The organism is Streptomyces sp. NPDC043427, assembly GCF_056436655.1.
In genome coordinates, this window is sequence record NZ_JBWKCC010000019.1 from 164,170 (window position 1) to 189,238 (window position 25,069).

At 70.5% G+C, this 25,069-nt stretch carries 19 protein-coding genes; 9 read left to right on the forward strand and 10 right to left on the reverse strand.

The window, feature by feature from the left end; genetic code table 11:
* Positions 1–146: 146 nt before the first annotated feature.
* The 5 genes from rbsD to AC067M_RS27870 all read right to left on the reverse strand — a co-directional run bounded on the left by rbsD (position 147) and on the right by AC067M_RS27870 (position 6,047).
* Complete coding sequence (rbsD, locus tag AC067M_RS27850) at positions 147–536, reverse strand: D-ribose pyranase (protein WP_478699766.1); 390 nt, start codon at positions 534–536, stop codon at positions 147–149.
* Positions 533–1,435 carry a ribokinase gene (locus tag AC067M_RS27855; RefSeq protein WP_478699767.1) on the reverse strand — a complete coding sequence of 301 codons (903 nt, stop codon included), beginning with the start codon at positions 1,433–1,435 and terminating at the stop codon, positions 533–535. Before AC067M_RS27855 ends, rbsD begins: the two co-directional genes overlap by 4 nt.
* 91 nt (positions 1,436–1,526) lie before the next feature.
* The gene (locus tag AC067M_RS27860) at positions 1,527–3,479 is read right to left on the reverse strand and encodes an ABC transporter permease/substrate-binding protein (RefSeq protein ID WP_478699768.1); all 1,953 of its coding nucleotides are present in this window, start codon (positions 3,477–3,479) and stop codon (positions 1,527–1,529) included.
* On the reverse strand, positions 3,469–4,992 hold the full coding sequence (locus tag AC067M_RS27865; protein WP_478699769.1) for a sugar ABC transporter ATP-binding protein: 1,524 nt from the start codon (positions 4,990–4,992) through the stop codon (positions 3,469–3,471). The genes AC067M_RS27860 and AC067M_RS27865 overlap by 11 nt, the downstream gene beginning before the upstream one ends.
* The gene (locus AC067M_RS27870; RefSeq protein ID WP_478699770.1) at positions 4,989–6,047 is read right to left on the reverse strand and encodes a LacI family DNA-binding transcriptional regulator; all 1,059 of its coding nucleotides are present in this window, start codon (positions 6,045–6,047) and stop codon (positions 4,989–4,991) included. The genes AC067M_RS27865 and AC067M_RS27870 overlap by 4 nt, the downstream gene beginning before the upstream one ends.
* Before the next feature lie 172 nt (positions 6,048–6,219).
* Here AC067M_RS27870 and recD2 point away from each other — a divergent pair, with 172 nt between their 5' ends.
* A complete protein-coding gene (gene recD2 / locus AC067M_RS27875) occupies positions 6,220–8,475 on the forward strand; it encodes an SF1B family DNA helicase RecD2 (protein ID WP_478699771.1) in 2,256 nt (751 codons plus the stop codon).
* A gap of 250 nt (positions 8,476–8,725) precedes the next feature.
* On the forward strand, positions 8,726–10,015 hold the full coding sequence (locus AC067M_RS27880) for a citrate synthase (protein WP_478699772.1): 1,290 nt from the start codon (positions 8,726–8,728) through the stop codon (positions 10,013–10,015).
* A 557-nt stretch (positions 10,016–10,572) separates the two neighbouring features.
* On the opposite strand, the gene AC067M_RS27885 is transcribed toward AC067M_RS27880, so the two are convergent.
* The 3 genes from AC067M_RS27885 to AC067M_RS27895 form a co-directional block, all read right to left on the reverse strand.
* Positions 10,573–12,840 carry a heavy metal translocating P-type ATPase gene (locus AC067M_RS27885; protein ID WP_478699773.1) on the reverse strand — a complete coding sequence of 756 codons (2,268 nt, stop codon included), beginning with the start codon at positions 12,838–12,840 and terminating at the stop codon, positions 10,573–10,575.
* Between the two features lie 86 nt (positions 12,841–12,926).
* Positions 12,927–13,166 carry a heavy-metal-associated domain-containing protein gene (locus AC067M_RS27890; RefSeq protein WP_478699774.1) on the reverse strand — a complete coding sequence of 80 codons (240 nt, stop codon included), beginning with the start codon at positions 13,164–13,166 and terminating at the stop codon, positions 12,927–12,929.
* A 95-nt stretch (positions 13,167–13,261) separates the two neighbouring features.
* Positions 13,262–13,915: a TetR family transcriptional regulator gene (locus AC067M_RS27895; protein WP_478699806.1), complete on the reverse strand. Its 654-nt coding sequence runs from the start codon at positions 13,913–13,915 to the stop codon at positions 13,262–13,264.
* Between the two features lie 205 nt (positions 13,916–14,120).
* Here AC067M_RS27895 and AC067M_RS27900 point away from each other — a divergent pair, with 205 nt between their 5' ends.
* Positions 14,121–16,343, forward strand: coding sequence for an MMPL family transporter (locus tag AC067M_RS27900; protein ID WP_478699775.1), 2,223 nt, complete (start codon positions 14,121–14,123; stop codon positions 16,341–16,343).
* Between the two features lie 73 nt (positions 16,344–16,416).
* Positions 16,417–17,460, forward strand: coding sequence for a zinc-dependent alcohol dehydrogenase family protein (locus tag AC067M_RS27905; RefSeq protein ID WP_478699776.1), 1,044 nt, complete (start codon positions 16,417–16,419; stop codon positions 17,458–17,460).
* A 17-nt stretch (positions 17,461–17,477) separates the two neighbouring features.
* Here the strand turns inward: AC067M_RS27905 and AC067M_RS27910 are convergent, their stop codons facing one another.
* Positions 17,478–17,678, reverse strand: a complete 201-nt coding sequence (locus AC067M_RS27910; protein WP_478699777.1) for a helix-turn-helix transcriptional regulator — start codon at positions 17,676–17,678, stop codon at positions 17,478–17,480.
* Positions 17,679–17,837: 159 nt separating this feature from the next.
* The gene (locus tag AC067M_RS27915) at positions 17,838–18,764 is read right to left on the reverse strand and encodes a sugar phosphate isomerase/epimerase family protein (protein ID WP_478699778.1); all 927 of its coding nucleotides are present in this window, start codon (positions 18,762–18,764) and stop codon (positions 17,838–17,840) included.
* Between the two features lie 148 nt (positions 18,765–18,912).
* Here AC067M_RS27915 and iolC point away from each other — a divergent pair, with 148 nt between their 5' ends.
* From iolC to mmsA, 5 genes are read left to right on the forward strand one after another with little or no spacing between them, the layout of a single operon-like run.
* On the forward strand, positions 18,913–19,863 hold the full coding sequence (iolC, locus tag AC067M_RS27920) for a 5-dehydro-2-deoxygluconokinase (RefSeq protein ID WP_478699779.1): 951 nt from the start codon (positions 18,913–18,915) through the stop codon (positions 19,861–19,863).
* Positions 19,860–20,750 carry a Cgl0159 family (beta/alpha)8-fold protein gene (locus tag AC067M_RS27925; RefSeq protein ID WP_478699780.1) on the forward strand — a complete coding sequence of 297 codons (891 nt, stop codon included), beginning with the start codon at positions 19,860–19,862 and terminating at the stop codon, positions 20,748–20,750. The genes iolC and AC067M_RS27925 overlap by 4 nt, the downstream gene beginning before the upstream one ends.
* A gap of 7 nt (positions 20,751–20,757) precedes the next feature.
* Entirely contained in the window at positions 20,758–21,570 is an 813-nt protein-coding gene (gene iolB / locus AC067M_RS27930) for a 5-deoxy-glucuronate isomerase (RefSeq protein WP_478699781.1), read from the forward strand.
* Positions 21,567–23,444, forward strand: coding sequence for a 3D-(3,5/4)-trihydroxycyclohexane-1,2-dione acylhydrolase (decyclizing) (gene iolD, locus AC067M_RS27935; protein WP_478699782.1), 1,878 nt, complete (start codon positions 21,567–21,569; stop codon positions 23,442–23,444). Before iolB ends, iolD begins: the two co-directional genes overlap by 4 nt.
* 14 nt (positions 23,445–23,458) lie before the next feature.
* Positions 23,459–24,961, forward strand: coding sequence for a CoA-acylating methylmalonate-semialdehyde dehydrogenase (mmsA, locus tag AC067M_RS27940; RefSeq protein WP_478699783.1), 1,503 nt, complete (start codon positions 23,459–23,461; stop codon positions 24,959–24,961).
* The last annotated feature ends 108 nt before the right edge of the window (positions 24,962–25,069 follow it).

Genomic DNA, 25,069 nt, shown 5'->3' on the forward strand with positions numbered 1-25,069 from the left:
ACCCTTTCCCCATCCAGAGGGTCATACATGGCGTCAGGACTTCTGGAGGGGGATCCGGGGGGATCGCGGGGGTTCTGATCGTGGAGGGGAAAGCCGAGGGGGCCCGGTCGACGGACCGGGCCCCCTCGAATCATGATCAGCGCCTGCTAGAAGAACACCCCACACCTCAGCAGCACGTTCGCGTACGGCCGTGCCTCCCCCGTCCGCACCACCAGCCGCGCCCCGGCCGACAGCTCCTTCAGCCGCTCGTGCGGCACCAGCGCCAACTCGGGAAAGTGGCCGTCCAGCAGCGAGGCCGCCGCCGGATTCGCCGCCCGCACCTCCTCCGCCGCCGTCGCGCCCTCCACCACCAGCTCGGTCAGCAGCCCGTCCACCACCTCGGCGAAGGACGGCACCCCGGCACGGAACGCCAGGTCCACCACCCGCGGACCATCCGGTATCGGCATGCCCGCATCGCACACCAGCACCCCGTCCCCGTGGCCCAGCTCGGCCAACGCGCCGGAGAGATGGCGGTTCAGGATTCCGCCCCGCTTCACAGGCTCTCGACCTCCGCCGCCGTAGGGAACGACTCCTGCGCCCCCCTCCGCGTCACCGCCACCGCCCCCACCCGAGCCGCGTACGCCGCCGCCTCGGCCAGGGAAGCCCCCGCACCCAACCGCCAGGCCAGCGCCGCCGTGAACGCGTCGCCCGCACCCGTCGTGTCCACGGCGTCCACCTTCACCGACGCCACCCGAGTGACGCCCGCCGAGGACGCCACGAGCGCACCCTCCGCGCCCAGGGTCACGACCACCGACCGCGGGCCCTTCGAGAGCAGCAGCCGCGCCCAGTCCTCGGGCGTGTCGCTCACGCAGGCCTCGCCCAGGATGACCCTCGCCTCGTGCTCGTTGACGATCAGCGGGTCGCAGGCCGCCAGCACCTCGGAGGGGAGTGGGCGCGGCGGGGAGGGGTTCAGGACGAAGCGACTCCCTTCAGCAAGGCTCCGTACGACCTCCACCACCGTCTCCAGCGGGATCTCCAGCTGGGTCGAGACGACACGTGATGCGTGGAACAGGCCGCCGGCCGCCCGGACGTCCTCCGGCAGCAGGCGGCCGTTCGCGCCCGGCGAGACCACGATGCTGTTGTCGCCGGACGGATCCACGGTGATCAACGCGACACCGGTCGGCGCGCCGCCGACCAGGACGCCCACCGTGTCGACGCCGGCGGCCCGCTGGGAGTCCAGCAACAGCCGGCCGTGCGCGTCGTCGCCGATCCGGGCCAGCAGGGCCGTACGGGCGCCGAGGCGGGCGGCGGCGACGGCCTGGTTCGCTCCCTTGCCGCCCGGGTGGACGGCCAGGTCGGAGCCGAGCACGGTCTCCCCGGCCCCCGGCCGCCGCTCGACTCCGATCACCAGGTCGGCGTTGGCCGACCCTACGACCAACAGGTCGTAGTCGTACATGAGTGACTCCCCTGTGTACGTGCCTGTGTAAGTGACTGTCTACGTGACGGAAGGCGGGCGGTCGTCGTGACCGCCCGCCCCCTCGCCGCTGTCAGCCGCTGAAGCCGGCCACGTTCTCCTTCGTGACCACCTTCACCGGCACCTTCACCGTCTGCTGGATCTTCTTGCCCTGGAGCGCGCGCAGCGCGTTGTCCACGGCGATCTTCCCCAACTGGCTCGGCTGCTGCGCCACCGACGCGTACAGCGTGCCTGTCTCGACCGCCTTCAGGCCGTCCGGCGTGCCGTCGAAGCCGACGACCTGGACGGACTTACCGGCCTTCGAGCCGAGCGCCTTGACCGCGCCGAGCGCCATCTCGTCGTTGGCGGCGATGACGCCCTGGACGTCAGGGTGGGCCTGGAGCAGGTTCGACATCACGTCGAGGCCCTTGGTGCGGTCGAAGTCGGCGGGCTGCTGGGCGAGGACCTGGATGCCCGGGTAGGCCTTCAGCCCCTTGGCGAAGCCCTCGGCGCGCTCCCGGGCGGCGGAGGTGCCCGCCTGGCCCTGGAGGATCACGATCTTGCCCTTGCCGCCGAGCTTCTCGGCGATGCTCTTGGCGGCGAGCTCACCGCCCGCGATGTTGTCGGAGGCGACCAGCGCGTCGGTCGTCGCGTTGTTGACGCCCCGGTCGACGGCGATGACCGGGATCTTCTCCTTGTCGGCGGCCCGTACCGACGGGGCGGCCGCGTCCGAGTCCACCGGGTTGACGACGATCGCGTCAAGTCCCGAACTGGTGAAGTTCTGGAGCTGGTTGGCCTGCTGGGAGGCGTCGTTCTGCGCGTCCGTGACGGTCAGGTCCACGCCCAGCTTCTTCGCCTCGGCCTGGGCGCCCGCCCGGATCTGCACGAAGAAGGGGTTGTTGAGGGTGGACAGGGACAGGCCCATCTTCGGGTTCGCCGCGGCCGAGGAGCCGCCGCTGTGCAGGAGGGAGGTCGCGCCCACGACGGCCACGGTGACCACGGCGGCCAGCGCGTACGTCGCCGCCTGCTTCCCCTTGCCGCCCGAGGAGGTGCCCGCGGCCACCGGGGTCGCCCCGGCCTTGCGGCGCAGGGTGTCGAGCAGCACCGCCAGCGCGATCACCACACCGATGACGACCTGCTGCCAGAACGCGGACACGTTCAGCAGATTGAGGCCGTTGCGCAGCACCGCCAGGATCAGCGCGCCGATCAGCGTCCCCGACGCCTTGCCCGTACCGCCAGCGAGGGACGCCCCGCCGATGACGACGGCGGCGATCGCGTCGAGCTCGTAGCCCTGCGCGGCCTGCGGCTGCGCGGAGGACAGCCGGGAGGCGAGCACGATGCCCGCCGCGGCGGCGAACAGGCCGGACAGCGCGTAGATGGCGAGCTTCTGCTTCTTCACCCGCAGCCCGGACAGGCGGGCCGCCTCCTCGTTGCCGCCGATCGCGTACATCGAGCGTCCGATGTACGTCCGCCCGAGCACGAAGGCCGTGAGCAGCCCCATGACGACCATCACGAGCACCGGCACCGGCAGCCAGCCGCCGAGCGTGTCACCGAGGTGCGAGACCGAGTCCGGGAACGGGATCGGGGAGCCCTCGGAGATGACCAGCGACAGGCCGCGGCCCACCGACAGCATGGCGAGCGTCGCGATGAACGGCGGCAGCTTGCCGTACGCGATCAGGAAGCCGTTGACCAGGCCGGCGGCGATGCCGGTGGCGACGGCCAGCAGGACGGCCAGGAAGACCGGCACGCCGTGCGAGGTGGCGCTCCAGGCGAGGACGGTGGCCGACAGGGCCGCCACCGAGCCCACCGACAGGTCGATGCCCGCGGAGACGATCACGAAGGTGACACCGAAGGCGAGGATGGCGGTCACGGCCGCCTGGACGCCGATGTTGAGCAGGTTGTCGGTGGTCAGGAAGTCCCCCGACAGCGCCGACAGCGCGACGACGAGGACGATCAGCGCGGTGAGCGCGCCGTTGTCGAGGAGCAGGCGGCGCACCGCCGCGGCGCCACCGGCGCCCGTGGTGCTCTTGAGCGTGTCAGCGGCCACGGCCGGCCTCCAGTTCAGTGGTGTTGGGTGTGCTTACGGCGAGCGCCATCACGGCGTCCTGACTGGCCTCCGCGGCGGCGAGTTCGCCCGCGATGCGGCCCTGGGCCATCACCAGCACCCGGTCGCTCATGCCGAGCACCTCGGGCAGATCGCTGGAGATCATCAGGACGGCGGCGCCCTGGGCCGTCAGCTCGTTGATCAGCTGGTAGATCTCGACCTTGGCGCCGACGTCGATGCCGCGCGTCGGCTCGTCGAGGATGAGGACCCTGGTGTCGGCGAGGAGCCACTTGCCGATGACGACCTTCTGCTGGTTGCCGCCGGACAGGGTGCGCACGTGCTGGCCGAGGCCGGCCATGCGCACACCGAGCTGCTCGGCGATCCGGGCGGCCGCGTCGTGCTGGCCCTTGAGGTCGACGAGTCCGCCCCGGGTGGCGGACCTCAGGGTGACGAGCCCGAGGTTCTCCGCCACGGACGCGTCCAGGACGAGCCCCTGGCCCTTGCGGTCCTCGGGCACGAGCCCGATCCCGGCCGTCATGGCGGCGCCGACGTCGTGCCGCCGCACCTGCGCGCCGGCGACCTTCACGGCGCCCTTGTCGTAGGGGTCGGCGCCGAACACGGCCCGTACGACCTCGGTGCGGCCCGCTCCTACGAGCCCGGCGATGCCGACGACCTCACCGGCCCGCACCTCGAAGCTCACGTCGTGGAAGACACCGTCGCGGGTGAGCCCCTCGACGGTGAGCAACGCGGCTCCGGTGTCCGGCCGTTCGCGCGGGTACTGCTGCTCGATGGAGCGCCCCACCATGAGGCGTACTAGCTCGTCCTCGGGCGTGCTCGCGGGGACCTGCCCGACGCTCCTGCCGTCGCGGATGACGGTGACGCGGTCGCCGAGGGCGGCGATCTCCTCCAGGTGGTGCGTGATGAAGACGACGCCCACGCCGTCCTCGCGCAGCGTGCGCACGATGGCGAAGAGCTTCTCCACCTCCTCGGAGGTGAGCACGGCGGTCGGCTCGTCCATGATGAGCACGCGCGCGTTCAGGCTCAGCGCCTTCGCGATCTCAACCATCTGCAGCCGCGCGATACCGAGTTCACGCACACGCGCGCGTGGCGACACTTTCACGCCGACCCGCTCCAGCAGCTCGGCGGCCTCGGCCTCCATCCGCTTGCGGTCGATCATCCCGAGGCGGCGGGGCTGCCGTCCCAGGAAGATGTTCTCGGCGACCGTCAGATCGGGGACCAGGTTGAACTCCTGGTAGATGGTGGCGATCCCGAGGCGTTCGGAATCCTGCGCACCGCCGATGCGGACCTCTTCGCCGCCGACCAGGATCCGGCCGGCGTCGGGCGTGTACGCACCCGACAGCATCTTGATGAGCGTGCTCTTGCCGGCGCCGTTCTCACCGAGCAGCACATGCACCTCACCGCGGCGCAGGTCGAAGTCGACGCCGTCGAGCGCGACCACGCCGGGAAAGGACTTGCGTATGCCCTCGATGCGCAGCAACTCGTCCGGGTTGCTCACGACTTGCTCCTTTTTACGGGGGACTGCGCAGCGGGGGACTGCGCGGGGGGCGACTCGGGGGGCGCCGGCTCGCCGCACGAGCGGCGTACGACGAGACGGGCGGGGAGGGTGACGGACTCGCCGGGCCGTCCCTCGATGCGGTCGACCAGCGCGCGCACGGCGGCGCGGCCCAGTTCGCCCGTGGGCTGGGCGATCGCGGTGATCGGCGGGTCGGTGTGCACGAACCACGGGATGTCGTCGAACGCGGCGAGCGCGATGTCGTCGGGCACGCGCAGCCCACGCGCGCGTACGGCGTCCAGCGCGCCCAGCGCCATCAGGTTGTCGGCCGCGAACACGACCTCGGGCGGCTCGGGCAGGTCGAGGAAGCCGTCGGTGACCCGCCGTCCGCTCTCGGCCTGGAAGTCGCCCTGTCCGATGTAGGCCTCGGGGAGCCCGAGACCGTACGCGGCGAGCGCCGCACGGAAGGCGTCCACGCGCTCCCGCCCGGTCGTGGTCGCCGCGGGCCCCGCGATGATGGCGAGCCTGCGGTGCCCCAGACCGTGCAGATGCGCGACGAGGTCCCGTACGGCCGCCTGCCCGTCCGACCGGACGACCGGCACGTCCACGCCCGGGATCCACCGGTCCACGAAGACCATCGGCGTCCCCCCGCGCGCGGCGTCCAGCATTAACGGCGAGCCGCCGTCGGTGGGGGAGACGAGGAGACCGTCGATCCGGCGGTCCAGCAGGTTGCGTACGTGGTGGTCCTGGAGGTCGGGCCGCTCGTCGGCGTTGCCGATGATGACGCTGTAACCGAGCGCGCGGGCCTCCTCCTCGACGGAGCGGGCCAGTTCCGTGAAGTACGGGTTCATCACATCGCTGATGACCAGGCCGAGGGTGTGGGTCTGGTCCGTGCGCAGCGAACGGGCGACGGCGTTCGGGCGGTAGCCCAGCGTCTCGACGGCGGCCAGCACGCGTGCGCGTGCGTCGTCGCTGACGGACGGGTGGTCGTTCAGGACGCGCGACACCGTGGCGACCGACACACCGGCCGCGGCGGCGACATCCTTGATGCTCGCCATCGCCGTCCACCTCCTCGTGGAATCGTTTACATCGACGACATGGAGGATTGGAATCGATTACACGCCGGTAATCAACCCCTCCTTCCCATCCCGAGACCTGATCGTGATGCGGCCGCGGGCCCGTGCCCGGCGACCCACGTCCGCTGTCGGTGCCGGGCGGTACCGTCGGATCATGTCCAATCAGGCGGGGGCCTCCCAGGCGGGAGAGCGGCGGCTGGCCACGCTGGAAGGCGTGCTCGAACGCATCACGTACGCCAACGAGGAGAACGGCTACACGGTCGCCCGGGTCGACACCGGCAGGGGCGGCGGTGATCTGCTGACGGTCGTCGGCGCGCTGCTCGGCGCCCAGGTCGGCGAGTCCCTGCGGATGGAGGGCCGTTGGGGTTCGCACCCGCAGTACGGCAAGCAGTTCACCGTCGAGAACTACACGACGGTCCTGCCGGCCACCGTCCAGGGCATCCGGCGCTACCTCGGCTCCGGCCTGGTCAAGGGCATCGGCCCGGTCTTCGCCGACCGCATCACCCAGCACTTCGGCCTGGACACCCTGACGATCATCGAGGAGGAGCCGGGGCGCCTCATCGAGGTCCCCGGGCTCGGCCCCAAGCGGACCAAGAAGATCGCCGACGCCTGGGAGGAACAGAAGGCGATCAAGGAGGTCATGCTCTTCCTCCAGACCGTCGAGGTGTCCACGTCCATCGCGGTGCGCATCTACAAGAAGTACGGCGACGCCTCGATCTCCGTGGTGAAGAACCAGCCGTACCGCCTGGCTTCCGACGTCTGGGGCATCGGCTTCCTCACCGCCGACAAGATCGCCCAGTCCGTCGGCATCCCGCACGACAGCCCTGACCGGGTGAAGGCGGGGCTTCAGTACGCGCTGTCCCAGGCCACCGACCAGGGGCACTGCTATCTCCCCGAGGAGAAGCTGATCGCCGACGCGGTGAAGCTGCTCCAGGTGGACACCGGCCTGGTCATCGAGTGCCTCGGCGCGCTGGCCGCGGAACCGGAGGAGGGCGAGGACCCCGGGGTCGTCAGGGAGAAGGTTCCCGGCCCGGAGGGTGGTGACCCCGTCACCGCCGTCTACCTCGTCCCCTTCCACCGCGCCGAACTCTCCCTCTCCGCCCAGCTGTTGCGCCTGCTGCGCACCGGGGAGGACCGGATGCCGAGCTTCCGGCAGGTGGCCTGGGACAAGGCGCTGACCTGGCTGAAGCAACGTACGGGCGCCGACCTCGCGCCCGAGCAGGAGGCCGCCGTCAGGCTCGCGCTCACCGAGAAGGTCGCCGTCCTCACCGGCGGCCCCGGCTGCGGCAAGTCCTTCACGGTCCGCTCGATCGTGGAGCTGGCCCGCGCCAAGAAGGCCAAGGTGCTGCTCGCCGCCCCCACCGGCCGGGCCGCCAAGCGCCTCGCCGAGCTCACCGGGGCCGAGGCGTCCACGGTGCACCGCCTGCTGGAGCTCAAGCCCGGCGGCGACGCGGCCTACGACAAGGACCGCCCGCTGGACGCCGACCTGGTGGTGGTCGACGAGGCGTCCATGCTGGACCTGCTCCTGGCCAACAAGCTGGTCAAGGCCGTCCCGCCGGGCGCCCATCTGCTCTTCGTCGGGGACGTCGACCAGCTGCCCAGCGTCGGCGCGGGCGAGGTCCTGCGTGACCTGCTGGCCGACGACAGCCCGATCCCCGCCGTGCGCCTGACCCGCGTGTTCCGCCAGGCCCAGCAGTCGGGCGTGGTGACCAACGCCCACCGGATCAACTCCGGGCAGCACCCGGTCACCGACGGCATGAAGGACTTCTTCCTCTTCGTCGAGGACGACACCGAGGAGGCCGGCCGGCTCACGGTCGACGTGGCGGCTCGGCGCATTCCGGCCAAGTTCGGCCTCGACCCGCGCCGGGACGTACAGGTCCTGGCGCCCATGCACCGGGGGCCCGCCGGTGCCGGCACCCTCAACGGCCTGCTCCAGCAGGCCATCACGCCGGGTCGGCCCGACCTGGCGGAGAAGCGGTTCGGCGGGCGGGTCTTCCGCGTCGGCGACAAGGTCACGCAGATTCGCAACAATTACGAGAAGGGCACCAACGGTGTCTTCAACGGCACCGTGGGCGTGGTCACCTCGCTCGACCCGGTCGACCAGCGCCTGACGGTGCTGACGGACGAGGACGAGGAGGTTTCGTACGAATTCGATGAACTGGACGAGCTGGCCCACGCGTACGCGGTGACCATTCACCGGTCGCAGGGAAGTGAATATCCCGCCGTGGTGATCCCCGTCACCACGGGCGCCTGGATGATGCTCCAGCGGAACCTGCTGTACACGGCGGTCACCCGGGCGAAGAAGCTGGTCGTCCTGGTCGGTTCGCGCAAGGCGATCGGGCAGGCCGTGCGCACGGTGTCGGCGGGACGGCGCTGCACGGCACTGGACTTCAGACTCTCCGGCGCCTGACCCCTTGCCATGTGCGCCCGGTGACGGCAAGGGTGAGGATCACACAAAATGATCGATCAAATGAGTCACGAAGGTCACAGAGCACTTCCGGTTGGGGAACGGAGGGGGCAGGATGGGCGAGTTGGCGGCACTGAGTGCCGCCGATAAGCCCAATGGCCGACCCCGAGTGCACTCTCCTGCGCCAAATGGGGGATGGTAGAGACAGTCAGGGCAACCTCGAAGATGAGGCACAACGTCGGTGAGGGAAGACGTGAGCGACAACTCTGTAGTACTGCGGTACGGCGACGGCGAGTACACCTACCCGGTGATCGGCAGCACCGTCGGCGACAAGGGCTTCGACATCGGCAAGCTCCGCGCCCAGACCGGTCTGGTGACCCTGGACAGCGGATACGGCAACACCGCCGCCTACAAATCCGCGATCACCTACCTGGACGGTGAAGCGGGCATCCTCCGCTACCGCGGCTACCCGATCGAGCAGCTGGCGGAGCGCTCCACCTTCCTGGAGGTCGCCTACCTGCTGATCAACGGCGAGCTGCCGACGGTCGACGAGCTCTCGTCCTTCAAGAACGACATCACACAGCACACTCTGCTGCACGAGGACGTCAAGAACTTCTATAAGGGCTTCCCGCGTGACGCCCACCCGATGGCCATGCTGTCCTCGGTCGTCTCCGCGCTGTCCACGTTCTACCAGGACAGCCACAACCCGTTCGACGAGAAGCAGCGCAACCTCTCGACGATCCGTCTGCTCGCCAAGCTTCCGACGATCGCCGCGTACGCGTACAAGAAGTCGATCGGTCACCCGTTCGTCTACCCGCGCAACGACCTCGGTTACGTCGAGAACTTCCTCCGTATGACCTTCTCGGTCCCGGCGCAGGACTACGACCTCGACCCGGTCGTCGTGTCCGCCCTGGACAAGCTGCTCATCCTGCACGCGGACCACGAGCAGAACTGTTCGACCTCCACGGTCCGCCTGGTCGGTTCCTCGCAGGCGAACATGTTCGCCTCGATCTCCGCCGGCATCTCCGCCCTGTGGGGGCCGCTGCACGGTGGTGCCAACCAGTCGGTGCTGGAGATGCTCGAGGGCATCCAGGCCACCGGCGGCGACGTCGACTCCTTCATCCGCAAGGTGAAGAACAAGGAGGACGGCGTCCGCCTGATGGGCTTCGGCCACCGGGTCTACAAGAACTTCGACCCGCGCGCCAAGATCATCAAGGCCGCCGCGCACGACGTTCTCTCCGCCCTCGGCAAGTCCGACGAGCTGCTGGACATCGCCCTGAAGCTGGAGGAGCACGCGCTCTCCGACGACTACTTCGTCTCGCGCAGCCTCTACCCGAACGTCGACTTCTACACCGGCCTGATCTACCGCGCCATGGGCTTCCCGACCGAGATGTTCACGGTCCTCTTCGCCCTCGGCCGCCTCCCGGGCTGGATCGCCCAGTGGCACGAGATGATCAAGGAGCCCGGCTCCCGCATCGGCCGCCCGCGCCAGATCTACACGGGCGTGGTGGAGCGCGACTTCGTGCCGGTCGAGCAGCGCTGAGCCAGAGCCCGAAAATTACAGAAGGCGCCCTGGCGCCGGTCCCCCCACGGGCCGACGTCCAGGGCGCCTTCCCATGTCCCGGTGCGGATTCCCCCCACGGGATCCGGCCGGGCGTCTATGAGACCAGCGCCTGAATCGCTGTTTGAGCAGAACGAGCAAAACTCGTCGTACTACTCCGGTGTGCGGTCTGCCGGGACAGCGCACGTTGGGAGGGCCGCTCAAAGCTCCCCGGTGTACGTGTCCCGGCAACGCATCTCTGAGGAAGTCCCCCAAGACATCCCCAGATGCCAGTCGGCGCCCCCCAAGACGCTTCCTGACATCGCCAACTTAGACCTTCGAACCCCTTCGATGGTTACGTTCACATCACTGTGATCTGCGTCTCTTGCATTTGTCCCGTTAGATGCGCAAGAGGCTCGGTATGAAAATCGAGCCCCTAGCGTAAGGATGATGCGCGAGCCTTGTGAAGAGCTTATGTGAGGCTCGCGCCGGACTCCAGAGGGTCTGAGCCTCCGACTGCCCGAAACGCGTCGGTAACCGCAGGTAACCCCGGGTGTGGCTCAGCGGAACGTACGCAGTCGGAGACTGTTCGTCACCACGAACACCGACGAGAACGCCATCGCCGCCCCCGCGATCATCGGGTTCAGCAGCCCCGCCGCGGCCAAGGGCAGAGCCGCCACGTTGTATCCGAACGCCCACACGAGATTGCCCTTGATCGTGGACAGCGTCCGCCGCGAGAGCCGGATCGCGTCCGCGGCCACCCGTAGATCCCCGCGTACCAGCGTCAGATCGCTCGCCTCGATCGCCGCGTCCGTCCCGGTCCCCATCGCGAGCCCCAGGTCGGCGGTGGCGAGCGCGGCCGCGTCGTTGACGCCGTCGCCGACCATGGCCACGGTCCGCCCCTCGCCCTGCAGCCGCCGTACGACGTCCACCTTGTCCTCGGGCAGCACTTCCGCCACCACCCGATCGATCCCCACGGCTTCCGCCACGGTCTCGGCCACCGTCCGGTTGTCCCCGGTCAGCAGCACCGGCGTGAGCCCGAGCGCACGCAGCTCGCGGACCGCCTCGGCGCTGGTCTCCTTGATGGCGTCGGCGACCGCGAGGACCCCGCGGGCCGCTCCGTCCCAGCCGACCACCACCGCGGTACGGCCGCGCCGCTCGGCCTCGTCCTTCGCGCGGGCCAGTTCCTCGGGGAGCGCGTCGGTGTACTCGGCGAGCCGTCCCACGGCCACCTCACGGCCCTCCACGCGGCCGCGTACGCCCCGCCCGGGCACGTTCTCGAAGTGCTCGACGCTCGGCAGCGTGCCCGCGCGATCCTCGGCGCCGGCGGCCACCGCCCGGGCGACCGGGTGCTCGGAGGCGTGCTCCAGGGCGCCCGCGAGCCGCAGCACCTGTTTCTCGTCGACGCCCTCGACGACGTAGACCTCCTGGAGGGTCATGCGGCCGGTCGTCACCGTGCCGGTCTTGTCGAGGACGACGGTGTCGACGCGACGCGTGGACTCCAGGACCTCGGGGCCCTTGATGAGAATGCCGAGCTGGGCACCGCGCCCGGTGCCGACCATCAGGGCGGTCGGCGTGGCAAGACCCAGCGCGCACGGGCAGGCGATGATCAGTACGGCGACGGCGGCGGTGAAGGCGGCGACCGTGTCGTGGGTGAGTCCGAGCCAGGCGCCGAAGGTGGCGGCGGTGATCAGCAGCACCACCGGGACGAAGACCGCGGAGATCCGGTCGGCGAGCCGCTGCACCTCGGCCTTGCCGCTCTGCGCGTCCTCGACCAGCTTCGCCATCCGCGCGAGCTGGGTGTCGGAACCGACCCGGGTGGCCTCGACGACGAGGCGCCCGCCGGCGTTCACGGTCGCGCCGGTGACGACGGAGCCGACCGTCACGTCCACCGGCACCGACTCGCCGGTCAGCAGGGAGGCGTCGAGGGCGGACGTCCCTTCCGTGACCGTGCCGTCGGTGGCGATCTTCTCGCCGGGCCGCACGACGAAGCGGTCCCCGACGGCCAGCCGGCTCACCGGGATCCGCACCTCGCGCCCGTCCCGCAGCACGGCCACGTCCTTCGCGCCGAGCTCCATCAGTGCCCGCAGGGCCGCGCCCGCGCGTCGCTTGGAGCGGGCCTCCAGGTAGCGGCCCAGCAGGATGAAGGCGGTGACTCCGGCGGCGACTTCGAGGTAGAGGGTCGACGACGCGTCCGTACGGGAGACGGTGAGGTCGAATCCGTGCCGCATGCCGGGCATGCCCGCGTCACCGAGGAACAGGGCCCACAGGGACCACAGGAAGGCCGCCAGCGTGCCGATGGACACGAGGGTGTCCATGGTCGCGGCGGCGTGCCGGGCGTTCGTCCAGGCGGCCTTGTGGAAGGGCAGGCCGCCCCAGACGACGACGGGCGCGGCGAGGGTGAGGGAGAGCCACTGCCAGTTGTCGAACTGGAGCGCGGGGACCATCGCCAGCACGACGACGGGGAGGGACAGCAGGGCGGACACCAGGAGGCGCCCGCGCAGGGCCGACAGTTCGGGATCCTCGTCGTGGTGAGGGTCCTGGCCTTGGCCCTCGCTCTCGGCCGGTGCCTCCTCGCGCGGCGGTTCGGGTTCCTCGGCCGTGTAACCCGTCTTCACCACGGTCGCGATCAGGTCGGCGACCTCGGTCCCCGTCGGGTAGCTGACCTTCGCCTTCTCCGTCGCGTAGTTCACCGTGGCGGTGACGCCCTCCATGCGGTTGAGCTTCTTCTCGACGCGGGCCGCGCAGGAGGCGCAGGTCATCCCGCCGATGTGCAGCTCGACCTCGGCGGCCGGGGCGGCTATGGGAGCCGTGGTGGTGCTGGTCATGTCCGGACTCCAGACGACGGACCGGACCGTGCGGATCCAGTATCAGCTGGGCGGCGCGGCCCGGGCGGGGAAGAGAGCGGGATTTTTCAGGCCTGTCCGACGAGTTCGAAGCCGGCCTCGTCGACGGCGGCACGCACGGCGGCCTCCTCGAGCGGGGCGGCGGAGACGACGGTGACCTCACCGGTGGAGGCGACGGCCTTCACCGAGCTGACACCGGGGAGCTCGGAGATCTCGCCGGATACGGCGCCCTCGCAGTGGCCGCAGCTCATTCCGTCCACCTTGTAGACGGCGGTGACGGTTCCCTGGGTGTCGGTCTGGGCGGTCATGTCGTTACTCCTCATCGGGGCATATGGGGCCGACGAGGCCCACGAGGGGGCTCGCACCCCCACGTTATACCCCTAGGGGGTATTTCTCCAAGAAGTCAGGAGCGCGTCTGGCCGGCGCGGCCCAAGCGGTCGCCGACCAGGGGGCCGAGGTAGCGGGTCAGCGCGTCCTTCAGCTCCTGGACGTACGCGTCGCGCTCGGCGCCCTCGTGGCCCAGAGCCAGTTCCAGGCCGGCCTTGTACAGCCCGAGGCACATGTTCGCGGTGCGGGCGAGGTCGGCCGGGGGTGCGGCGGGCAGGAACGAGGAGAGCAGGCCCTCTATACGGGCGAGCAGGGTCGCGTGCAGGGCGTCGTGCTCCTCGGTGATGCGGCCGGGGATGTCGGGGCCGTGCATCAGCGCGAAGAACACCGGGTGTTCGCAGTTGAAGGCGATGAAGCGGTCGACGGCCGCCCCGACCGCCTCCTCCAGCGGCGTCGCGGGATCGACGGGGGCGAGTGCCTCGCCGTACGTCTCCCGCATCTCGTGCATGAGGCGGTCGCCGAGCTCGATGGCGATCGCTTCCTTGTTCGGGAAGAACTGGTACAGCGTGCCGGGGGAGACGCCCGCCTCGCGGGCGATGGCGCTGGTGCTGGCCGCTGTGTACCCGGTGGTGGTGAAGACGGTCGCGGCGGCCTCGAGCAGCTGGGCGATCCGGCGCTCGCCACGCGCCTGTCTGCGGCGCGGCTGTGTCTTTTCCTGGCCGTCGGACACGTCGCCGGACTTGTTGTCGGACACGTTGTCGGACACGCGTTATCCCCAGATCTCCGAACGGGATTGACAAACACGAGTGGACGCTCGCATTCTGGAGAAACGCGAGCGATCTCTCGTATTTGCCAGTCTATGGCAGCGGCGGATCCGTGCCGCCTGCCCGCAGGGGCGCACGGGAGCACAGATCAGGTGAAGGGGACACCGCACAATGACCGAAGTCAACAGGCCGCCCCGCGTCGGAGGCTGGACGCGCCTCGTGACCGCCCGCCCCCGGTTGTCGCTGCTCGCGGCCCTGGTGCTCACCGTGCTCGCCGTGCTGGCCGGCAGCGGTGTCGCCGACCGGCTGGGCAGCGGCGGCTGGGAGGACCCGGACGCGGAGTCGACGTACGCCACGAAGGCGCTGGAGCGCGAGTTCCCCGACTCCCAGCCCAACCTCCTGCTGCTGCTCGACGCGGGCGGCGCCTCGGTGGACGACCCGGCGGTCGCCGCCGAGGCAGACCGTCTCACCGCGCGTCTGGCGCGGGAGAAGGGCGTCACGGGCGTCGGCTCCTACTGGCAGTCCAAGGCACCCGCCCTGCGCGCGCAGGACGGCCACGAGGCGCTGATCGCCGCCCGTATCACCGGCGACGAAAAGACCATGGGCAAGACCCTGGACCGCATCGCGCCGCACTACCGCGGCACGCGAGGACCGGTGGACGTCAAAGTCGGCGGCATCGTCGCCGTGCGGCACGAGATGCAGACGATCATCCAGGAGGACCTCACCCGTGCCGAGATGATCGCGCTGCCGATCACTCTGGTGCTGCTGGTGATGGTCTTCGGCAGCGCGATCGCGGCCCTGCTCCCGCTCGCCGTCGGCATCGTCGCCATCCTCGGGACCAACGCGGTGCTGAGCGGTCTCGCGGAGTTCACCGACGTCTCGATCTTCGCGATGAACCTCACCACCGCCCTGGGCCTGGGCCTCGCCATCGACTACGCCCTGTTCATCGTCCGCCGCTTCCGCGAGGAACTCGCCACCGGCGCCGACACGCAGGCCGCCGTGGCCACCACCCTGCGCACAGCCGGCCGCACGGTCCTGTTCTCCGCGCTCACGGTCGCCGTCTCCCTGGCGGCGATGCTCGTCTTCCCCCAGTACTTCCTGCGGTCCTTCGCCTACGCCGGCACAGCGGTCGTCCTGCTGGCCGCCGGAGCCGCCCTGATCCTGCTCCCCGCGGCGCTGATGCTGCTCGGCGACCGGGTCAACTCCCTCGACCTGCGCCGCCTCCTGCGCCGCGGAAGGCCGAAGCCCGACGACACCGGCGCCACCGCGGACGCGGAGGGCACGGCCTGGGCGAGCGCGGCGAACCTGGTCATGCGCCGCGCCCCGTTCTTCGCGGTGGCCACCACCGCCGCCCTGATCGTCCTCGGACTGCCCTTCCTGGGTGTGAAGTTCGGCACCGCCGACGACCGCCAGCTGCCTTCCTCCGCCGAGTCCCACACCGTCCAGCAGCACATCAGGGACGGCTTCCCGGGCAGCCCCGGCGGCGGACTCGAAGTGCTCGCCGAGGGCAAGGCCACACCGGCGCAGTACGCCGCCTACAAGAAGCGGGTCGCCGCCCTGCCGGAGGTGGTGCGCGTCGACGGCCCCCTGGTGAAGGGCGACGCGGCGTACTTCACCGTGCTGCCGAAGGGTGAGTCCGTCGACGACGCCGCGCAACGCCTGGTGGGCGACCTGCGCGAGACGAAGGCCCCCTTCGACACCAAGGTGACCGGGGCCGCGGCCGTCCTGGTCGACTCCAAGCACGCCATAGGCGGCCAACTGCCGTGGGCGGTCGCCTTCATCGCGATCGTCACGCTGCTGCTGGTCTTCCTGCTGACCGGCAGTGTGCTCATACCGATCCAGGCGGTCATCCTCAACGCGCTCAGCCTGACCGCGATGTTCGGCGCGGTGGTCTGGGTCTTCCAGGACGGCCATCTCTCCGGCCTGCTCGGCTTCACCAGCACCGGCTCCATAGAGACGACCCTGCCCGTCATCATGTTCTGCGTCGCCTTCGGCCTCTCCATGGACTACGGCGTGTTCCTGCTCTCCCGCATCAAGGAGGAGTACGACCACACCGGCGATCACGCCCGCGCGGTCCGCCTCGGACTCCAGCGCACGGGCGGCCTGATCACCGCGGCCGCCGTCATCCTGGCCGTCGTCATGGTCGCCATCGGCACCTCACGCGTGACCAACACCAAGATGCTCGGCCTGGGCATCGCCCTGGCCGTCCTCATGGACGCGATGGTCGTCCGCAGCCTCCTCGTCCCCGCGATCATGCGGCTCACCGGCCGCGCCACCTGGTGGGCCCCGGCCCCACTGCGCCGCTTCCACTCCCGCTTCGGCCTCAGCGAGGGCGAGTCCATACCGTCCACCGACTCCACCCCGGCCCGGGACAAGGCCACGGCACGCGGCTAGCGTTCCGCCGGAAGCGGTCCCCTTTTGGTGACCGCAGAGGCCGACGCCAAGTGGGGAAGTGGAGGACGGACGCATGCGGGCTGTGGTGTTCGAGCGGTACGGGGAACCGGCCGAGGTGCGGGACGTGGCCGACCCCCGGCCTGCGGAGCACGGTGTGGTGGTCCGTGTCGAGGCGACCGGCCTGTGCCGCAGCGACTGGCACGGCTGGATGGGCCACGACCCGGACATCACCCTCCCGCATGTCCCCGGCCACGAACTCGCCGGTGTCGTGGAGGCGGTCGGCGACCGGGTCACCGGGTGGCGCCCCGGCGACCGCGTGACCGTGCCCTTCGTCTGCGCCTGCGGCAGCTGCGGGGCGTGCGCGGCGGGCGACCAGCAGGTGTGCGAACGCCAGACCCAGCCCGGCTTCACCCACTGGGGCTCCTTCGCCCAGTACGTGGCGCTCGACCACGCCGACGTGAACCTGGTCGCGATCCCCGACGACCTGTCCTACGCCACGGCCGCCTCCCTCGGCTGCCGGTTCGCCACGGCGTTCCGCGCGGTCGTCCAGCAGGGCCGGGTCACGGCGGGGGAGTGGGTGGCCGTCCATGGCTGCGGCGGAGTCGGCCTCTCGGCGGTGATGATCGCGGCGGCGTCGGGCGCGAGGGTGATCGCGGTGGACGTCTCACCACGAGCCCTGGACCTGGCACGCCGGTTCGGCGCGGCGGAGTGCGTCGACGCGACGACCACCCCGGACACCGCCCAGGCGGTCCGCGACCTGGCCGGCGGCGGCGCCCACCTCTCCCTGGACGCCCTCGGCGCCCCCACCACCTGCGCCGCCTCGGTGAACGGCCTGCGCCGCCGAGGCCGCCACGTCCAGGTCGGCCTCCTCCCCTCACCCGACGGCCTGACCCCTGTCCCCATGGCCCGCGCGATCGCCCTGGAACTGGAACTCCTCGGCAGTCACGGCATGGCCGCCCACACCTACCCGGCCATGCTGGAACTCGTCCGCTCGGGCGTCCTGCGCCCCGAACTCCTGGCCACGTCCTCCATCCCCCTGCCCGCGGTCCCCGACGCACTGGCGTTGATGGGCACGGCACCGGGGGCAGGGGTCACGGTCATCGAACCGTGGAGCTGAGGGCGCGCTGGAGAACGTCAGTCCTGGCTACGCCCCCGGTTGCCCGGCCGGGACGCCACCCAGGCACGGACGGTGTCGGCGAACCAGTAGGGCTTGCCGTTCTCCACATGATCGGGCGGCGGCAGCAGTCCATGCTTGCGGTACGACCGCACGGTGTCCGGCTGTACCTTGATGTGCGCCGCGATCTCCTTGTACGACCACAGCCTTCGGTCGGTCATGACGTGCACCTCCCTGCTGATCAGCAAGCCTGTGCACCGTTGAACGACACGGACTGCGGGGAGGGGAGCGCCTGTGCACGGGATGTGACAGAAACCGGACTTTTGTGACACAGGCGACATCCAGTGCCGTCGGGGGCGCGGGGCTGTGCCAGGCGACGCCTACGCCCCGCACGACCTCAAGAACGCCCGCGTCCTCTGCGCGATCGGCAACGGAGTGTCCGGCTCGCACGGATACATGTCCTGCTCGACAATCGCGAACAGATCGACATCCAGCTTCTGCGCGGCCTCCAACACAGGCCCCAGCGCCGGCACCCCGGCCGGCGGCTCACACATCACGCCCCGCGCGACGGCCGGCCCGAACGGCACCTGATGGGCTCGCACGTCCGCCAGGATCTCCGGATCCACCTGCTTCAGATGCAGATACCCGATCCGCGACCCGTACGTCTCGATCAGTTTCACGCTGTCGCCCCCGCAGTACGCGTAGTGCCCCGTGTCCAGGCACAGCGAGACGACATCGGAGTCCGTGCCGTCCAGGAACCGGACGACGTTCTCCTCGCTGTCGATGTGGGTGTCGGCGTGCGGGTGGACGACGATCTGCAGCCCGTACCGCTCCCGCACCTCCTTGCCCAGCCGCTCGGTCAACGAAGTGAGATTGCGCCACTGCTCGGGCGTCAGCGTGTCCGGCTCCAGCACCTCGCCGCTCTTGTCGTCCCGCCAGAAGGACGGGATGACGACGAGGTGCTTCGCGCCCATCGCCTGCGCGAGGACCGCGTTGTCCGCGACGTGCGCCCAGGTCTTCTCCCAGACGGCCTCGCCGTGGTGCAGCCCGGTGAAGACCGTGCCGGCCGACACCTTCAGGCCACGCTTCGCCGTCTCCTCGCTGAGGACGGCGGGATCGGTCGGCAGATACCCGTAGGGGCCCAGCTCGATCCACTCGTAGCCGGACTGCGCGACCTCGTCGAGAAAGCGCTGCCAGGGCACCTGTGCGGGGTCGTCCGGGAACCAGACGCCCCAGCTGTCGGGGGCGGATCCGACACGGATGCGGGAAAGGCCGGAAACTGAGGACTGGGGTGACAACGACGTCATGGGCGCCAGACTGCGGTCTCATGAAAGGGCTGTCAAGGGCTGGTCCGAATGTCTGGACAAAGCATTGACAGGGCGTGCCGCGCCGGACTACAAAGCCGTGGAGAGCCGAGTTGAAGGCGCACCGGCCGGGCGGGACGAAGGGAACTCGATGGCGTACGACCTGATCACCATGGGGCGGATCGGAGTGGACCTCTATCCGCTGCAGACGGGCGTGCCGCTCCCGCAGGTCACGACCTTCGGGAAGTTCCTGGGCGGCTCGGCGAGCAACGTGGCGGTCGCCGCGGCCCGTCTCGGCCGGTCCACCGCGGTGATCACCCGCACCGGCGACGACCCCTTCGGCATCTACCTCCACGAGGCGCTGCGCGGCTTCGGCGTCGACGACCGCTGGGTCACCCCGGTCGCCGGACTGCCGACCCCGGTCACCTTCTGCGAGGTCTTCCCGCCGGACGACTTCCCGCTGTACTTCTACCGCAAGCCCAAGGCACCCGACCTGGAGATCGACGCCCATGAGCTCGACCTCGACGCCATCCGCGAGACCCGGATCTTCTGGGTCACCGGCACCGGCCTGAGCGAGGAGCCGAGCCGTACCGCGACGCTGGCGGCGCTCGCCCACCGCGCGAAGGCCGGTACGACGGTCTTCGACCTCGACTGGCGCCCCATGTTCTGGACCGACCCGGACGCGGCACGCCCGTTCTACGTCGAGGCCCTGAAGCACACCACCGTCGCCGTCGGCAACCTCGACGAGGTGGAGGTGGCCACCGGGGTGCGCGAACCGCGGGCCGCCGCGCAGGCGCTGCTGGACGCCGGTGTCGAGCTCGCGGTGGTCAAGCAGGGCCCCAAGGGCGTCCTGGCCGTCAACAGCAAGGGCGAGTCCGCCGAGGTCCCGCCGCTGCCGGTGAACGTCCTCAACGGACTCGGTGCCGGCGACGCCTTCGGCGGCTCCCTCTGCCACGGTCTGCTGGAGGGCTGGGACCTGGAGAGGATCATGCGGCACGCCAACGCGGCCGGCGCCATCGTCGCCTCCCGCCTGGAGTGCTCGTCCGCCATGCCGACCCCCGACGAGGTGGCGGCGGCGCTCACCGCGGGGGCGGTCCTGTGACCGTCGACGTCTCCGAACTCGTCCGCCTGCGCGCCCACCGCCCCGAGGCGATCGCCGAGGCGGCGGCCCGACGCTCCCGTCGGCCACTGCTGGGCGACAGCGGCCGCCTGATGATCGTCGCCGCCGACCACCCGGCCCGCGGCGCCCTCGGCGTCGGCGACCGCAAGCTCGCCATGGCCAACCGCGCCGACCTGCTGCAGCGCCTCTGCCTGGCGCTGTCCCGCCCCGGCGTCGACGGGGTCCTCGCGACCGCCGACATCCTCGACGACCTGCTGCTGCTCGGGGCCCTCGACGGCAAGGTCGTCATGGGCTCGATGAACCGCGGTGGCCTCCAGGGCGCCGTCTTCGAGCTCGACGACCGCTTCACCGGCCACCGAGCCGAGGACATCGAGCGGCTCGGCTTCGACGCGGGCAAGCTGCTGCTGCGGATCGACTACGACGACCCGGGCTCCCTCACCACGCTGGAGACGACGGCCCGCGCGATCGACGACATGGCCGCACGCCGGCTCCCCCTCTTCGTCGAGCCGTTCATCAGCCGCCGCACCCCCGAGGGCCGTCTCAGGAACGACCTGTCCGCCGAGGCCGTCACCAAGTCCATCGCCATCGCCTCGGGCCTGGGCGGAAGTTCCGCCTACACCTGGCTGAAGGTCCCGGTCACCGACAACCCCGACGACATGGCCGAGGTCATGGAGACGTCCACGCTGCCTGCCGTCCTGCTGGGCGGCGAGGTCGGGGGCACCGCCGAGGAACAAGCCGGGGCGTACGAGAAGTGGCGCGGCGCGCTGCAGCTGCCCACCGTGCGGGGCCTGGTGGTCGGGCGCTCGCTGCTCTACCCGGCGGACGGGGACGTGGCCGCCGCCGTGGACACCGCCGTAGGACTGTTGTGAGGGCCGCATGAGCAACGACCTGTACATCGCGCGCGGGAGCACCGCGGACGCGAACTACGTCCTCGACATCGACCCCAAGCGGGCCGGCTGGGCACACAGCAGCCTGCGGATCGTCGAGCTGGAGCCCGGTGGCACGCACACCTTCACCACCGGGGACAGTGAGTGGATCGTGCTTCCGCTGCAAGGCGGTTGTACCGTGCAAACAGGGAATGACGAATTCCAACTCCTGGGCAGGGAAAGCGTGTTCGCGTCGGTCTCCGACTTCGCGTACGTGCCCCGTGACGCCCGGGCCCAGATCGCCTCCGGCGCGGGAGGCCGCTTCGCCCTGGCAGGAGCGAAGTGCGAGCGACGACTCCCCGCCCGCTACGGCCCCGCGCCGGAGGTCCCCGTCGAAGAGCGCGGCAGCGGCACCTGCGCGCGTCTGGTGCGCAACTTCGCCTCCGCCGACGCCTTCGACTGCGACAAGCTCATCGCCGTCGAGGTCATCACGCCCGGCGGCAACTGGTCCTCGTACCCGCCGCACAAGCACGACGAGCACCGGCCGGGCGTGGAGGCGGAGCTGGAGGAGATCTACTACTTCGAGATCGACGGCCCGAACGGTTTCGGCTACCAGCGCGTGTCCCCCTCCCGTGAGGGCGGATCGGACGTCCTCGCCGAGGTCCGCTCCGGCGACGCCGTCCTCGTCCCCGACGGATGGCACGGCCCGTCCATCGCCCAGCCCGGCCACGCCATGTACTACCTGAACGTCATGGCCGGGCCGGGCGAGACACGGGAGTGGCGGATCTGCTTCCACCCGGATCACACGGAGGGTTACCGATGACGACCAGGCTGACCGTCGCGCAAGCGCTGGTTCGTTTCCTCGCCGCCCAGTACACCGAGCGCGACGGCGCACGACAGCGGCTGATCAGCGCCACCTGGGGCATCTTCGGCCACGGGAACGTGGCGGGCCTCGGCCAGGCGCTCGTCGAGTACACCGACGAGATGCCCTACCACCAGGGCCGCAACGAGCAGTCCATGGTGCACGCGGCCGTCGGCTACGCCCGCCAGTCCAACCGCCTGTCCACGCACGCGGTGACGACGTCGATCGGCCCGGGCGCGACGAACCTGGTCACGGGTGCGGCCCTCGCCACGATCAACCACCTCCCGGTGCTCCTCCTCCCCGGCGACACCTTCGCCACCCGCCCCGCCGACCCGGTCCTCCAGCAGCTCGAGGTGCCGTACGCGGGCGACGTGTCGGTCAACGACACCCTGCGCCCGGTGTCGAAGTACTTCGACCGTGTCACGCGCCCGGAGGCCCTGATCCCGGCGGCCCTCCAGGCGATGCGGGTGCTCACCGACCCGGTGGAGACGGGCGCGGTCACCCTCGCCCTCCCGCAGGACGTCCAGGCGGAGGCGTACGACTGGCCCGACGAGTTCTTCGCCGAGCGCACCTGGGTCGTACGACGCCCGGGCGTCGACCCGACAGAACATGCCGAGGCGGTCCGCGCGATCCGCTCGGCGAAGCGGCCGCTGCTGATCGCGGGCGGCGGTGTCCACCACAGCCGTGCCGAGGAGGCCCTCGCCGAGTTCGCCGAGGCCACCGGCATCCCGGTCGCCTCCACGCAGGCCGGCAAGGGTTCCCTGCGCCACGACCACCCCCAGGACGTCGGCGGCATCGGCCACACCGGCACCGCCACGGCCGACGAACTGGCCCGCCTGGCGGACCTCGTGATCGGTGTCGGCACGCGCTACACCGACTTCACGACCGCCTCCGGGACGCTGTTCGAGAAGCCCGACGTGCGCTTCCTCAACCTCAACATCGCCCCCTACGACGGCCACAAGCTCGGCGGCCTGCCCCTGGTCGCGGACGCCCGCAGCGGCCTGCAGGAACTCACCCAGGCCCTCCAGATGCACGGCCACCGGGTCGCCGACTCGTACGTCGGTGAGTACACCCTCGACAAGGAGACCTGGGAGCAGCGCGTCGACGCCTGCTACGAGGCCGACGAGCCCGACGTACGCCCGACGCAGCCGCAGGTGCTGGGAGCGCTGGACGCGATCGTCGACGAGACGGACGTGATCATCAACGCGGCCGGCTCGCTCCCCGGCGACCTGCACAAGCTGTGGCGGGCGCGCTCCCGGGACCAGTACCACCTGGAGTACGGCTACTCCTGCATGGGCTACGAGATCCCGGCGGCGATCGGCGTGAAGATGGCCGCTCCCGACCGGCCCGTGTGGGCGCTGGTCGGCGACGGCACGTACCTGATGATGCCGACGGAGATCGTCACGGCCGTGCAGGAGGGGATCGCGATCAAGATCCTGCTCGTGCAGAACCACGGCTACGCCTCCATCGGCGGCCTGTCGGAGACGGTGGGCGGCGAGCGGTTCGGCACCGCGTACCGCTTCACCTCGGAGGACGGTACGTACACGGGGGCGCCCCTGCCCGTCGATCTCGCCGCCAACGCGGCGAGCCTCGGCATGCGCGTGCTGCGCGCCAAGACCGTCCGCGCTCTGCGCACCGCCCTCGCGGAGGCGCGGGACGCCGACACCCCCACTTGTGTCTACGTCGAGACCCAAACGGCAGACACAGTGTCGGGCGCGCCTCCGGCGCAGGCCTGGTGGGATGTACCTGTGGCCGAAACCGCGACCCGCGCGTCGGCGGTGAAGGCCCGTGAGCTGTACGAACGGCACGTCTCTACCCGACGCCGCCATCTGTGAAGGAGCACTCGGTCATGACGAAGATCGTCAACCACTGGATCGGCGGCAAGACCGTCGAAGGCGCGTCGGGTACGTTCGGGCCGGTCACCGACCCGGCGACCGGCGCGGTCACCACGAAGGTCGCGTTCGCCACGGTCGACGAGGTGGACGCCGCCGTCGCCGCCGCGAAGGACGCCTTCACCACCTGGGGCCAGTCCTCGCTGGCCCAGCGCACGTCCATCCTGTTCAAGTTCCGCGCGCTGCTGGACGCCAACCGTGACGCGATCGCCGAGCTGATCACCGCCGAGCACGGCAAGGTGCACAGCGACGCGCTCGGTGAGGTCGCGCGCGGTCTGGAGATCGTCGACCTGGCGTGCGGCATCAACGTGCAGCTGAAGGGCGAGCTGTCGACGCAGGTCGCGAGCCGGGTCGACGTGGCGTCGATCAGGCAGCCGCTGGGTGTCGTCGCGGGCATCACGCCGTTCAACTTCCCGGCGATGGTCCCGATGTGGATGTTCCCGATCGCCATCGCGACCGGCAACACCTTCGTGCTGAAGCCGTCCGAGAAGGACCCGTCGGCGTCCATCAAGATCGCCGAGCTGCTCGCGGAGGCGGGTCTGCCGGACGGCGTCTTCAACGTCGTCCACGGTGACAAGGTCGCCGTCGACCGTCTGCTGGAGCACCCGGACGTCAAGGCGGTGTCGTTCGTCGGCTCGACCCCGATCGCCCGCTACATCCACACCACGGCCTCCGCGAACGCCAAGCGCGTCCAGGCCCTGGGCGGCGCCAAGAACCACATGCTGGTCCTTCCGGACGCCGACCTCGACGCGGCGGCCGACGCGGCCGTGAGCGCGGCCTACGGCTCGGCGGGCGAACGCTGCATGGCGATCTCGGCCGTGGTGGCGGTCGGCGCGATCGGCGACGAGCTGGTGGAGAAGATCCGCGAGCGCGCCGAAAAGATCAAGATCGGCCCCGGCAACGACCCGACCTCCGAGATGGGCCCGCTGATCACCGCCGCCCACCGCGACAAGGTGGCCTCCTACGTCACGGGCGCGGCGGCGGAAGGCGCCGAGGTCGTTCTCGACGGCACCGGCTACACCGTCGACGGTTACGAGGACGGCCACTGGATCGGCATCTCCCTGCTCGACAAGGTGCCCACGACCGCGAAGGCGTACCAGGACGAGATCTTCGGCCCGGTGCTGTGCGTGCTGCGCGTGGACACCTATGAGGAGGGCGTGGCGCTGATGAACGCCTCGCCGTTCGGCAACGGCACCGCGATCTTCACCCGGGACGGCGGCGCGGCCCGCCGCTTCCAGCTGGAGGTCGAGGCCGGCATGGTCGGCGTCAACGTCCCGATCCCGGTGCCCGTCGGCTACCACTCCTTCGGCGGCTGGAAGGACTCGCTCTTCGGCGACCACCACATCTACGGCAACGACGGCACGCACTTCTACACCCGCGGCAAGGTCGTCACCACCCGCTGGCCCGACCCGGCCGACGCCCCCGCCGGCGTCGACCTCGGGTTCCCGCGCAACCACTGAGGCGCTCCCGCAGGGAGGGCCAAGGTCACCGGATCGGGCGGCGTACTCCCGCTGCTGTACGCCGGGAGGCCCCCGTACCCCCGCGGGATGGCGAAGTGTTCAGACCGG

Bases quoted from the DNA above. Each gene is read 5' to 3' on its own strand.
- AC067M_RS27855 (WP_478699767.1), bottom strand. From the start codon at position 1,435: ATGTACGACTACGACCTGTTGGTCGTAGGGTCGGCCAACGCCGACCTG.
- AC067M_RS27900 (WP_478699775.1), top strand. From the start codon at position 14,121: ATGACCGAAGTCAACAGGCCGCCCCGCGTCGGAGGCTGGACGCGCCTC.
- AC067M_RS27905 (WP_478699776.1), top strand. From the start codon at position 16,417: ATGCGGGCTGTGGTGTTCGAGCGGTACGGGGAACCGGCCGAGGTGCGG.
- iolB (WP_478699781.1), top strand. From the start codon at position 20,758: ATGAGCAACGACCTGTACATCGCGCGCGGGAGCACCGCGGACGCGAAC.
- iolC (WP_478699779.1), top strand. From the start codon at position 18,913: ATGGCGTACGACCTGATCACCATGGGGCGGATCGGAGTGGACCTCTAT.
- AC067M_RS27890 (WP_478699774.1), bottom strand. From the start codon at position 13,166: ATGACCGCCCAGACCGACACCCAGGGAACCGTCACCGCCGTCTACAAG.
- recD2 (WP_478699771.1), top strand. From the start codon at position 6,220: ATGTCCAATCAGGCGGGGGCCTCCCAGGCGGGAGAGCGGCGGCTGGCC.
- AC067M_RS27910 (WP_478699777.1), bottom strand. From the start codon at position 17,678: ATGACCGACCGAAGGCTGTGGTCGTACAAGGAGATCGCGGCGCACATC.
- AC067M_RS27915 (WP_478699778.1), bottom strand. From the start codon at position 18,764: ATGACGTCGTTGTCACCCCAGTCCTCAGTTTCCGGCCTTTCCCGCATC.
- mmsA (WP_478699783.1), top strand. From the start codon at position 23,459: ATGACGAAGATCGTCAACCACTGGATCGGCGGCAAGACCGTCGAAGGC.
- AC067M_RS27870 (WP_478699770.1), bottom strand. From the start codon at position 6,047: ATGGCGAGCATCAAGGATGTCGCCGCCGCGGCCGGTGTGTCGGTCGCC.
- iolD (WP_478699782.1), top strand. From the start codon at position 21,567: ATGACGACCAGGCTGACCGTCGCGCAAGCGCTGGTTCGTTTCCTCGCC.
- AC067M_RS27885 (WP_478699773.1), bottom strand. From the start codon at position 12,840: ATGACCAGCACCACCACGGCTCCCATAGCCGCCCCGGCCGCCGAGGTC.